The organism is Vibrio sp. R12-SW3-ISO1 (assembly GCF_059834005.1).
In genome coordinates this window covers 1-12,135 of sequence record NZ_JCBDGK010000040.1, presented here as the reverse complement: position 1 = coordinate 12,135, position 12,135 = coordinate 1, and the positions used below count along the sequence as shown (strand labels likewise).

Sequence of the window (12,135 nt, the reverse complement as noted above, 5' to 3'; positions counted from 1 at the left end):
TTACTTTTTTGTGATGATTGATAGGTTGTGAATAGGGCCGTACGCCAGTGTTGAATAGCGACGTACAACCCTTGAGAAGCGGTTTTTATTTGAGGTGTAATTAATCTTCTTGGGCAGCGTAAAACGCAGCAATATCGCGCAAGTCTTGTTCGTTGAGTTTGGAAAGTTGCGCTTTCATCATCTGCGCGAGTGGGCCAGTTCGCTCATCTCGTTGATAGGCACGCATCGCGTTGAACAGGTAAGTGGCATCTTGACCGTTGAGATGAGGGTAATTGGGATTGGCGCTTTGGCCGGTGCTGCCGTGACAAAAAACGCAACTGGGTGATTTGACTTGTCCAAGCTGCGCGTCGCCGAAAGGTTTCGCATGTGCCCCGCTAGCGAGTGTTAACGCGGTGCTAGTGGCCAACAGGCATACGTGGCGTATCCATCGATTCATTTGTACTCTCAATGTCGGTGTGTGTGGACTGAGAATAAAGCTTCCCCTAGGGGGAAGCTCAATGGGTGAGATCAAAGCGCGCGATGAATGTGCGCGCAGAGTGTGGAAATGTCGTCTTGGGTCACATCTTTGTGAGTAACAAAGCGGATGGGATTGGATGGTGTGATGAGAATATTCTCTTTGGCCAACGCTTCTGCTATGGCCTCTATATCAAGGTGTTTCTCTAGTTTGGCAAAGACGATATTGGTTTGCACGAATTCTGGATTGACGGAAAAACCGGGCAATGTATTTAGGGTATGCGCGAGCTGTTTGGCGTTGGCGTGGTCAATAGAAAGCTGAGCTACCTGCTCAGTCAGCGCTAATTTACCTGCAGCGGCCAATATGCCGGCTTGACGCATGCCGCCACCGAGCATTTTTCGGATGCGTCGTGCTTTGTCAATGTAGGCGTGACTGCCGAGCAGCAATGAGCCCACAGGCGCTGCAAGACCTTTAGAAAGACATACGGTCATGGAGTCGAAGTGACGTGCGATCTCAGTGACATCAACATCCAACGCGACGGCGGCGTTGTATACGCGAGCCCCATCTAAATGCAGGCTTAAGCCGTGTCGATCGACAAATTCTCGCGCTTGTGCCAGGTAATCGAGTGGCAGAACTTTACCATTAATGGTGTTTTCCAAGCTGAGTAAACGGGTTTTAGCAAAGTGACAATCATCGGGCTTGATGGCGGCTCGAAGTTTGTCGAAATCGAGCGTGCCATCCGGGTTGTTTTCAATCGGCTGAGGCTGAATTGAGCCAAGCACCGCAGCGCCACCTGCCTCATAGCGATAGTTGTGCGCTTGTTGCCCACATAAGTACTCGTCGCCACGTTCACAGTGTGCCATCAACGCCAGTAAGTTGGCTTGCGTGCCAGATGTGGTAAAAAGTGCAGCCTCAAACCCATGACGCTTGGCCGCGAAAGACTCAAGTTCGTTGACGGTCGGGTCATCGCCGTACACATCATCGCCAACAGCGGCGTGGGCCATCGCTTCACGCATGGCTAGAGTGGGTTGAGTCACGGTGTCAGAGCGAAAATCCATAACCTATCCTTATTAATGAGGGAAAACGAAACTCAAGAGAGATAGCCGCACAGTTTCGCTTTGCTGATGCATGCGATGGTTTTGGCGTCGGTGATCTCACCTGAAATGATGCGTTGTTCGATGTCGCGCAGCGATAAAGTCAGTACCTCAATCACTTCATCATCATCGCACGTTAAGCGTTTAGAAGCTGTGAGACCTTTGGCCACAAAAAGATATTGAATCTCATCACAAAAACCTGCGAGCGGTGTGACTTGCCCTAAAGAAATCCACTCTGAGGCGCGATAGCCCGTTTCTTCTTCCAATTCACGTGAAGCGCAGTCGACAATGGCTTCGTTCGCTTCTAGCGTGCCCGCTGGGAGTTCAAGTAGCCACTTTTTAAGAGACGGCCGATATTGGTTCAGCAAGACGATATCACCATTGTCATCGATAGGCAGCATGACCGCCGCGCCCGGGTGAGAAATCGTGGTATGGGTAATCTGTTGACCATTGGGTAAGATCACGGGTTCTTCAATAAGAGCAATCCGTTTCCAGGTGTGAATCGTGGTTTGTTTGTCCATTGGGTATGTGGTGTCCCTAGCATGTTGACCCTACCTTACCCATTTCGGCACCCGATGAAAAGTAATGAAGAGCTATGCGTTGGAATGGATTAATAACTCGGTGTGATGAATCGCGCAAATATGCAAACATTGATTACAGAAAATTAAGTAAAAAGCGAATCTGATATAACAAAGGGCTGATTATAATAAACTATACTTGTAACAAAGTAATAACAAATGTATAAAGCACGTTATACATTACGCTCGCTTAGCGCCCCGAGGATCGCCCAATAATGTTCAGTCAAAATAGAGTCCCCCACTCGCAAAAAGCGTTACTGTCGGAACGAATCAATAAGTTGGCTCACGCCCTATCTGACGGTGTCTACGAACGTGAAGATACCATCAAAATGTGTTTACTTGCGGCCCTGGCCGGTGAAAGCGTTTTTCTACTGGGCCCTCCAGGCATAGCAAAAAGTTTGATTGCTAAGCGCTTGATTCAAGCGTTTGATAACTCGTCCTATTTTGAATATTTGATGACACGTTTTTCTACACCAGAAGAGGTGTTTGGCCCGCTAAGCATACAAGAGCTGAAAGACAATGGCCGCTACGTACGTTTGACCAATGGATATTTACCTACCGCGCAAGTCGTCTTTCTCGATGAGATATGGAAAGCCGGCCCCGCCATTCTCAATACACTCTTGACCGTGGTGAACGAGAAAACATTTAAAAATGGCAGTGATATTGAGAAAGTGCCCATGCGTCTTTTAGTGTCGGCATCAAACGAATTGCCCGATGAGGACAGTGGTCTAGAGGCACTCTATGACCGCATGCTGGTGCGTTTGTTTGTTAATCGAATTCAAAATAAGCAAAACTTCAAATCCATGCTCACCGTTGGCACGACGCAAGAAGCCAAAATTCCAGAAGGCCTGGCGATTACCGATGAAGAATACCACCTCTGGCAGCAAGATCTCGATACCCTTGAGTTGAGTGATGATGTGTTTGAGAAGCTGTTTGAACTCAAAAGCTTACTTGAGAAAGAGACTGGCGAAGTGCCCGGCTCGAGTGTGGATAAGGACATGTATGTGTCTGATAGACGCTGGAAAAAAGCCGTTAAGCTGTTGAAAGCCAGCGCCTACTTTAATGGCCGCGATGCGATCAACGCATTGGATCTGTTGCTGCTACAAGATTGCTTATGGAACAGCCCTGAATCTCGTGATGTGGTGCGCCGCGTCATTCGTCAGTTTGCGCTCAATTACGCGTTTGATCAGCAAGAGGTAGAGCAACAAATTACCCTCTGCCGTGAAACGCTGCAAGACGTTCAAGAAGAACTCGAAGAGACGTTTGCTATTCAGCTCTCTCTTGAATCTTCAACGGGATTACTGAAGAAACAAGTTCAGTCGTACGATTTCTCCGATGCACGTTTGTATAAAGTGGGTGTGACTCCGGGTCTTATCAAGTTGGTCCTGCTTCAGGCCAATATGTCGGTGTCTGAATCCGAAAAAGGTGACAGTCGCTGTGTGTTCGTCAGTAAACCCGATCTCGAAAAACTGGTTCGTGATGGCCACGGCGAAGTGAGTGGTTATGTCAATCAATCTACGGCGATTTGTCGTCTTCGTTTTGATGTGGATGCAGCCAATAATTTAGTCATTAAAGACATTGCGAATCGCGCAGTATTGTTGACCCCTGTCACGAGTGAAGGGCTAGACCACGACCGCTTCCAAACTTGGTTAACGCGTTCAGAGCAGGCGTTGAAATCGTTAGAAGAAGCAGAGCACCGCTTGCGTAAAGCGCGCTCCAGTTTCCACGCCGCACTGCCACACAACTTTATCGACGAGGCGATCCCTCGTGAGATGGAAGCTGGGCTACAAGGCTTAACCCAGGCATTGGAAGCGGCCAAATCAGAGAGCGAAAAAGCGCTTTATCGATTGCAAACTTTGCCACCGGTTTTTGAGTAAGGGGAAACGTTGTGCTGGGTGCTGATGGACTTAATTTAGCATTAATGATCGCCGATTCGGGCATCGTTGAAAGCGCGATGAACGATATTGTTGCGCGCTCACAAGTGATGATCATGGCTGAGAACCGAGGAATGAAATCCTCGGTGAAAAATCATCTGCTGAAATGGCGCGGCAGTGTCAAAAAACGCATCACTAAGGTGTGTGAAACGGAACGTTTTCAACAAGAGCTCGCGCTTTATCAAGAAGTCATTTATTGGGATGAAGCCAAGTTTCACGCTCAATTGCCTGAGGTCATTAGAAAGTTGGAATGGCACTCAGCGTTTTACATGCAGGCGAGGCGTCTTGTAGAGAAGAATAAAGGGGTTAAGAACCCAATGTTCGCCCACTATTTCTGCGATCAATGGTACAAAAGCTTGGTAGATGCGATAAAAACTGCCCAGTTGAGTGAGCTAGAAGCGAGCAAAGAAAAAGCCCTCAAAGATCTCTATCAACGCATGGAAACCATGAAAAACATGGATAACGTCGCGAAAGAGGGAGACGAAGCGAGTGTCGGGCGTCTGTGGGATATGGCTGCGGCGAAGCTGAGCAAAACCGATCTTGGCACCATGAAAAAACACGCGGAGTTTTTGAAAAAGAACAGCGGGCTACAAAAAATTGCTGAGCAACTCGGCCGCATGGCGGGGCAAGTCAATGATCCTGATTTATACCAAGCGCCAGTGGAAGCGATTGAAGTCGTGGAAGAGAAAACCGACGAAGCGACAGACGACATTGTCGGTATACACGAAAGTGATGATCTCAACAAGCTACTGCCCAACGAGACGATGTTTTTGGCATACCCAGAGCTTGAGGTGGTTTTTTACAAGCACCTAGCGGATAAGCGTTTGATGAATTATCGCGTGCAAGGGAAAAATCGCACGTTGCGAAAAGTGACGGCTCAACAGCCTGACAGTAAAAGTATTGAGATTGAAAAAGGACCTTTTATCGTCTGTGTGGATGCCTCTGGCTCTATGAAAGGGGCGCCAGAGCAATGTGCCAAAGCGATGGCCTACGCCTTAATGCAAATCGCACTGGCGGACGATCGCGATTGCTTTGTTATTCTGTTTTCTACGGAGCAGATTACCTACGAGCTGACACGTCAAGACGGTTTGCGTGAAGCGAGTGATTTCTTGTCGTACAGCTTTCACGGCGGCACGGATCTCGAGCCCGTGATTCTTAAATCGATTGATTTGATGAGCAGCGAAAAGTACAAAAACGCCGATATGGTGGTGATTTCGGACTTTATTGCCCCGAAACAGTCACAAGAAGTACAGGATAAGGTCGCGGGCTTAAAAGAGAACAAAAACCGCTTCCATGCCTTGAGCGTCTCAAAGTATGGAAACCCAGAGCTGATGAGCATGTTTGATCATTGTTGGTCTTACCATCCAAATCTAGTCGGTAGACTGATGAAGAAATGGTGATGCCATAGTCTGCCCCAAATCATTATCCAAGTTGACTGAACAATGCCTCGCTTTCGCGGGGCATTGTCGTTTTATGACTTGCTAATTCATATGTGTATGGCAAATTCCGCGCGGCGATCCATTTGTGATATAAATCAATTTGTGTGCAATTTAGCGGACTACTTCTCGCCAAGGCAATGATAAGTTTGTATATTTATCAGATAATTATTCTCTGAATGTCACATTTCTTTGCCTTTTTATGCTGCCAAGGTGAAATGAGACCACTCAGAACGTTTGACGTATTTTCCTTGCGTGGTTTTTCACATGGACAGTAAAGAAAAAAAAGTAGTTAGACATTACCTGTTCTTCTTTTTAGCCAGTTTATCGTTTGCGCTTGTGACTTTTGCCATCATTCGCTCACCGCTAAATCAAGCTTCTTTCCAGGTACTAGGCCACGCAAATATTGCGCCGCTTACCGCAGGAAACAATGACGCGGGCATTAAGTTACTCAATGTCTCTGAACGAGGTGTGTCGATACGTTGTAGTGATGCACCTCAAGCAGAGCTTGACATGTGCGGCATCGTATTCCCATTACCTCATGACGTACAAAATGGCCATTTTTTGTCCCTCAGCACAAAAGCAACACTGAATGTGGAGGTTGAGTCGCTTTGGTCGGGTAGCACAGAGCAGCCGGGGGTCACGATCTTTGCTAAATCCTTATTAACCAATGAGAAATCCGAGCATTACGCTGTCAAAGATACCAAATATCAAGCTGTACGGTTTGAACCTAAAAGCACCCAGTCTATCCCTTTGAGTCGATTTCGGGTCGAAACGTGGTGGGAGGAGCTGTTTGATATCCCTTATGAGCAAGCCGATTTAGATTTTAGCCGACTCGTTGCGCTTGAGTTCTACACTGGAGGTGTTCCTGTCAAAGCGGACGGAGAGTGGGGGATGACGATTAACAGCCTCTCGTTTAGTTGGCAAATCCTCAATGAATCAACGTTTGTTAAAGTGATGTTTTTTTATTGGCCGCTTCTTCTCGTGGGCTGTTTGGCACATTACCTTTTTTATACTAAGTCACTCCTGCTCCTTGCCAAGGATAATGTTTATAGAGACAAGAAAACAGGCTTTTACACGGTAGAGCACTTTGTCAAAAATTATTCAGCTCTAGCCCAATACAATGAACCCGTGAAAATGTACTTGGTCAAGATCAGTAACTATCACGCCTTAAACCACCATTTTGGTAATCCTGCGGTCATCAAAGTTATGGAACGAATGTGGCAAAAAATGGTGCGAGAATTACCTAATCATAAGCTGACGATTTATCGGGTGACAGAAGATGAATTGTTGATCGAGTGTGTGGGTGAGAATTTAACTTCTCAGCAGTCTCAGTATTTACTTGATTTGAATGATTTAGGTGTCAATCTTGATGGGATTGGTCATCTAATGCTGGAAATCGTCATTGGCTACGTATCCAGTGACTTTTTACCTGAAACGGGCGTCAAAGCATTAGAGCGAGCGCGATTTGCTGTCAATATTGCCAAGCGAAATGAGCAGCGATCCGCTGAATTCAACTTCGACACTATGATGGCTCATGAAGAAGAGTATCAAATTGCAGACAGTGTGCGTAAGGCGTTACAAGGTGAGCAGTTCTACTTGCTGTTTATGCCTGTGTACGATGCAGAGAGAGAGCAAATTGTTGGCGCAGAAGCACTGTTGAGGTGCCATTCAGAGAGTTTAAGTCAACTCTCACCTGAGGTGTATATTACGGTCGCAGAACAATATGGATTGATTCGCGACATTGATCTTTGGGTTGTTGAAGCGTGCTTTAAAAAATATCAAACCTATCGTGATAAATTGCCGAATGATTTTCGATTGTCGATCAACATTTCATCACGAGAACTTCTTGATAAACAATTTATCAACGATTTTAAACGCCTGCTTCGCCAGTATCGTGTACCAGAGCATTTAGTTTGTTTGGAAATCACGGAAACCTTCTTTGTTCAGATGAAAGATTTCCATCTCAAAAGTATTGAGATCCTGCGTGAACTTGGCTGTCATGTTTCTCTGGATGATTTTGGTACCGGTTATACCTCTTACAACCATCTGGTCAATATCCCAGTTGATGAAATTAAAATTGATCGTAGTTTTGTCAATCAAATGGACACTGTCCAAGGTAAGGCCATTATCGAATCCATGATAAAGATAGCAGACTCGTTCAAATATGATGCGGTTGCGGAAGGTATTGAAACACAGAAACAATTTACTGAACTTCGAGGCATGGGATGTCGTTACTATCAAGGTTACTGGTTCTCGAAGCCGATCTCGATTGATGCGCTATGTTGTTTTGTAGATAAACCTGTTCACCTCACTTCTTAAAAATGGTCTATATCCACTTTTCTCGCATGGTTAATGGCTATGTAATTCATTGAATTAACAAATGAAAAAACTACTATGCATTGGGTTTTATAGTCTAAACTAAAGCATGAGTTGGCTATGGAAGCAAAGCAATGAGAATTACAGATAAATCCTTGGTTGAGCAACAACAGATCTCAGAATCGGAGCTCAAACAACGGCTTCAGTTATTTCGCCTAACGTCGAGTGAGCTAGTGGAGCTACGTTCACTGAAAGGCGTGATAGTTCGCCAGCTTGATTCAATCGTTGCAGGTTTTTATGAGCATCAGACGAACACCCCTGATGTAGAGACTTTAATTGGTGATGCTGGTACTTTGCAACGCCTCATGAGCGCTCTGCGTCAGTATGTGATTGATTTGTTTTCTAAAGAAGTCGATCTCGACTACGTGGAGCATAGGTTGAGAATCGGGTTGGTACACAAACGAATTGGCGTTGACCCAAAACTCTATTTGTCTGCCGTCAGTTACCTCAAAGAAGTGCTTTCATCGACGATCCGCTCGAATATTTCTGATACCACCATAGCCAATTATCAATGCGAAATTTTAAGCCGTTTGATGGATTTTGATGTCTCTTATGTCTTTGATACTTACATAAAAAGCATGATGAATGAAATCGAGATGGAGCGGAATAAATCCTACCAATACGTCAATGAATTGGAGGAGATGGTCAGGGAAAGGACCAAGCATATTGAACTGATGGCAAGCCAAGATCCTCTCACCAATTTATACAATAAACGCGCATTTGAAGAAGTGGCAGAAAAGCTCTTCACAGAGTGTCATGCACACGGTGACAGTATTACGGTGCTCTATATGGATATTGACAGTTTCAAGGCGTTTAACGATAACTTTGGTCATGAGGAGGGGGATAACGTTTTGATCGCGGTGGCGGATGCCATTCGAGGGATTTCTAGGGGCATTGACAAAAGCTTTCGCTTTGGCGGCGATGAGTTCGTTGTGTTGATGCCAAGCTGTAAAAAGCAAGATGCGCAGAAGACCTATGTGCCACGTCTGATTGAACGTCTGGCGGACATCCGTGATGACGTCTCGATCAGTATTGGTGTCTCTGAATCAACGGCGAAGCACCCAGTGTCGATGCGAGACGCGGTCAGACTCGCCGATCAACAGATGTATCGTGATAAAAAAAATCACAGTGAGGCAGCCAAATCGCAGGTCATCACCAGTATTGTCAGTAAGCAAAAGTCAACATAACAGAGGCGTTCACTGAATGGCGAGTCGCGCTATTTCACAAACGACATATCAAACTCGGTTGATCGGTTTCGTCCGGATTCTTTGGAATAGTAGAGCGCTTTGTCTGCATGTTGTAACCAGGTTAGGTGGTTGGGTTGTTGTTCGGTCAACTCGCACACCCCGAGGCTGATGGTGTAGCGAACAGAGTACCCTTCGCATTCGACAATCGACTGTTCGATACGTTTTCTAAGGCGCTCGGTAAAATAGAGCGCTTGCTCAGAGCACGTACCCGGTAAGATAACCGTAAACTCTTCACCGCCGTAGCGGCCACAAATATCACTGCCACGAGAGGCTTTGATGAGCTCTTTTGCCGTGTGGCGGATCACCATGTCCCCGACAGTATGACCATAGTTATCATTAACTCGCTTGAAGTGATCAATATCGAAAATAACCAGTGACGCTGGTTTCCCGGTCACTTTAGCGTGATCAAACTCTTGCTGAAGACAACTTTCCCAGTAGGCACGATTGTAGAGTTGAGTTAAGCCGTCTGTGCGACTGAGATCCGACAGTTTTTGATTGGAATCGATGAGGTGGGTTTTGTTTTTCGCTACGTCCGTGACGTCATTGATGATAAGACTGACATGAGAGACTTCGCCGTTCACTGACGTTAAAGGGGAGAAGGTGATGTTTTGGCGCATCTCCGGTAAGCCGTTGGAGATTGGGCTGAAGTTTTTGAATTTGAACAGGTAAGGGCGGTCTTCCCAGCAAGAGAACCCGCGGCTGTTCAAACGAAACGAGGTGTCGACTTTATTACGCAGCCAAGTTTCAGGTAAGTCTTGCATAACGTCAAACAACACTTTGCCAATGATCGCTTCGGCGCGAATGCCACTGTACGATTGCATAAACGAATTCCACGCCAAGACTCGGTAGTGCTTATCCAAGACGATAAGCCCTGCATCCAGCTCGCCGATGATCTGCATCGCCCAGTGAAAATCCCCCATATCATGCTTGATCACATTACACACTCCAATACGGATTCGATGGACTTCATTGAGTCATTGTCCATAAGGAAAATCACGTCACAGGCGACATCGAGATTTTCGGCGTGATAAACAAACTCAATGGTAAAAATCTCTTGCTCGTAGCCGTTTAAAAACTGAGAGCAGCTTAGCGCTCGTTGTAGCGGCTCTTTTTCCAGCACGATGGGCTGGCGCAAAGAGATAGCAATGTCGAGCTGCTTGCTAAATGACACCAAAAACGAGGAGACTAATAAGTTAGCAATATCCAGGATCGCTTCGTTGGTTTCGGCATGAAAGTTGTCAACCGTAACAGCCGAAAATTGATCAATGCCTTGCCCGTGTAAGCAGACGAGCGCCTCACCATTGATGCCATTGCCAACAAAGCGCTGTGACACGGCGCGATATTCTGCATTGTTGACGATGTCTTGAATCGTCATTTTGAGTTCTGATTGATGCAAGGAGGCAACGTTAGGCAAAGGCATTTCAATAAATCGCCCGGTTTGTTCTGCGATGAGTGAGGCACTAGCACCGAGAGCGATATTGCTGATCTCTTTGATGTTATTGAGTAGCTCGTGAGCGGAGAGCTGCCGTGTGGGCTGTGTGTGCACCGAAGGGCACAGTGGGATCCCATAGCGTTCAAATACCGCGTGAAGATCCATCGCGCTGAACGGCTTCTCAATGAAGTCGTGGGCGCCGAGCTCCCGGCAGCGCTGTTTTGCCTGATTTTGAATATCCCCTGATACCACGATAACCTGGGTCGGGTACGCATGGACAGGTAGCGAGGCAAGCACTTCGAAACCATCCATGACAGGCATGGTCAAATCGAGGAACAGGACGTCGATAGGCTCAGATGCAAGGCGCTCTAAAGCGCTCTTTCCATTTTCTGCTTGGTAAAGAGTGATTGCCTGTGTATCAATGTTCGATAAAATCGCTTTGCGCGCGATTTTAGAGTCATCACAAACCAGAATCTTCATAAGATGATGGTTGACCCAGTCGTCGTTGCCATAAAATCAAACCCTCTCGGCTTGCATTGGTATCAATAATGAGACATTGCTTCAAAATTGCTGCGGGTTAGTAAACCCTTTTGCTATTGATTTTTCGAGTTATTTTTTTCTATCAGTAAAAGAAATTAGACTTTACGCACATATTACACTTGCATAAGTGTTTGGTTGGTTATGGTTTTTGTGTGTTTGATGTGCCACATGAATCGTGTCTACATTGAAATACTGAGTGATTGGTTCATCTTCTCCTTTTGCCATCGAGGACGATCCCGTAGACTTGGCCCTTTATGACATAAGGAGCTTAACCAAATGGAACTCACCACCTTCATCCACACCCTCGAACACTCTCCGGAGACGATAGAGTTTGATCAGACCATGGCAATCATTGAGCGTTACTACACGTTTACGCCTACCGCGTTCACCAATGGTGACACCTTTAATGAGGTGAATCAGAACAATGGGTCTTGCAAGATTTTTGCGTTTGGCCAAAAGAATCAACTGTCAGAGTCACAAACCCTCGCTTGCTTTGGGCGTTATTATCGTGAAGATGTCCTCAACCATCCGGCAGGGGATGATCACGTGAACATCCGCAATTTTATGCAAACCGGTTGGCAAGGTGTGAATTTTGAAGGTCAAGCATTAGCAGATAAGGGGTAAGCGTCGTCAAAGACAGGCGAGAGGTGGACGACTATATTGAACGACCACTTCGTACAATGTCTGCTCTAATTGGCGCATTTGTCAGCGAACACGCCTAAAATAGGGATTTTTGTTTGACTCCTCGTGCTGAATACGTAAAGTAAGCGCCGAACACAGCACTGAGACTCAGTGCTGTTCTAAAAAAGGCGCGTTGGCAGAGTGGCTATGCAGCGGATTGCAAATCCGTGGACCTCGGTTCGACTCCGGGACGCGCCTCCATTCTTTTTCTATCTTGTTATTCCATCAACTCAGACAGTAGCTGATAAGAACGCAGTTTTTCGCTCTGATCATATACCATTGCGTTGACCATAATCTCATCGGCGCCAGTCCGTTCCACCAGTGATTCAATGGCGTGCTTAACATGGGCTTTGTCACCAT

At 46.2% G+C, this 12,135-nt stretch carries 10 protein-coding genes and 1 tRNA gene; 6 read left to right on the top strand and 5 right to left on the bottom strand.

Features of this window, described 5'->3' with window-relative positions; genetic code table 11:
* Nucleotides 1–100: 100 nt before the first annotated feature.
* The 3 genes from AC6R0R_RS10830 to AC6R0R_RS10820 all read right to left on the bottom strand — a co-directional run bounded on the left by AC6R0R_RS10830 (nucleotide 101) and on the right by AC6R0R_RS10820 (nucleotide 2,069).
* Complete coding sequence (locus AC6R0R_RS10830) at nucleotides 101–436, bottom strand: c-type cytochrome (protein ID WP_500626670.1); 336 nt, start codon at nucleotides 434–436, stop codon at nucleotides 101–103.
* A gap of 71 nt (nucleotides 437–507) precedes the next feature.
* Nucleotides 508–1,512, bottom strand: coding sequence for a low-specificity L-threonine aldolase (gene ltaE, locus AC6R0R_RS10825; protein ID WP_500626669.1), 1,005 nt, complete (start codon nucleotides 1,510–1,512; stop codon nucleotides 508–510).
* Between the two features lie 32 nt (nucleotides 1,513–1,544).
* On the bottom strand, nucleotides 1,545–2,069 hold the full coding sequence (locus AC6R0R_RS10820; protein ID WP_500626668.1) for an NUDIX hydrolase: 525 nt from the start codon (nucleotides 2,067–2,069) through the stop codon (nucleotides 1,545–1,547).
* A gap of 272 nt (nucleotides 2,070–2,341) precedes the next feature.
* On the opposite strand from AC6R0R_RS10820, the gene AC6R0R_RS10815 reads away from it, so the two are divergent.
* The 4 genes from AC6R0R_RS10815 to AC6R0R_RS10800 all read left to right on the top strand — a co-directional run bounded on the left by AC6R0R_RS10815 (nucleotide 2,342) and on the right by AC6R0R_RS10800 (nucleotide 9,062).
* Nucleotides 2,342–4,003: an ATPase RavA domain-containing protein gene (locus AC6R0R_RS10815; RefSeq protein WP_500626667.1), complete on the top strand. Its 1,662-nt coding sequence runs from the start codon at nucleotides 2,342–2,344 to the stop codon at nucleotides 4,001–4,003.
* Nucleotides 4,004–4,014: 11 nt separating this feature from the next.
* Complete coding sequence (viaA, locus tag AC6R0R_RS10810; protein WP_500626666.1) at nucleotides 4,015–5,460, top strand: ATPase RavA stimulator ViaA; 1,446 nt, start codon at nucleotides 4,015–4,017, stop codon at nucleotides 5,458–5,460.
* Nucleotides 5,461–5,763: 303 nt separating this feature from the next.
* Nucleotides 5,764–7,818: an EAL domain-containing protein gene (locus AC6R0R_RS10805; protein WP_500626665.1), complete on the top strand. Its 2,055-nt coding sequence runs from the start codon at nucleotides 5,764–5,766 to the stop codon at nucleotides 7,816–7,818.
* 131 nt (nucleotides 7,819–7,949) lie between these two features.
* Entirely contained in the window at nucleotides 7,950–9,062 is a 1,113-nt protein-coding gene (locus tag AC6R0R_RS10800; RefSeq protein ID WP_500626664.1) for a GGDEF domain-containing protein, read from the top strand.
* A gap of 29 nt (nucleotides 9,063–9,091) precedes the next feature.
* Here AC6R0R_RS10800 and AC6R0R_RS10795 read toward each other — a convergent pair whose 3' ends face one another.
* Together AC6R0R_RS10795 and AC6R0R_RS10790 are read right to left on the bottom strand one after the other, a co-directional pair.
* Nucleotides 9,092–10,042 carry a sensor domain-containing diguanylate cyclase gene (locus tag AC6R0R_RS10795; RefSeq protein ID WP_500626807.1) on the bottom strand — a complete coding sequence of 317 codons (951 nt, stop codon included), beginning with the start codon at nucleotides 10,040–10,042 and terminating at the stop codon, nucleotides 9,092–9,094.
* An 11-nt stretch (nucleotides 10,043–10,053) separates the two neighbouring features.
* On the bottom strand, nucleotides 10,054–11,034 hold the full coding sequence (locus AC6R0R_RS10790) for a response regulator (protein ID WP_500626663.1): 981 nt from the start codon (nucleotides 11,032–11,034) through the stop codon (nucleotides 10,054–10,056).
* Between the two features lie 336 nt (nucleotides 11,035–11,370).
* On the opposite strand from AC6R0R_RS10790, the gene AC6R0R_RS10785 reads away from it, so the two are divergent.
* Nucleotides 11,371–11,718 carry a HopJ type III effector protein gene (locus tag AC6R0R_RS10785; RefSeq protein ID WP_500626662.1) on the top strand — a complete coding sequence of 116 codons (348 nt, stop codon included), beginning with the start codon at nucleotides 11,371–11,373 and terminating at the stop codon, nucleotides 11,716–11,718.
* 184 nt (nucleotides 11,719–11,902) lie between these two features.
* A tRNA-Cys gene (locus AC6R0R_RS10780) sits at nucleotides 11,903–11,976 on the top strand.
* Nucleotides 11,977–12,135 lie beyond the last annotated feature (159 nt).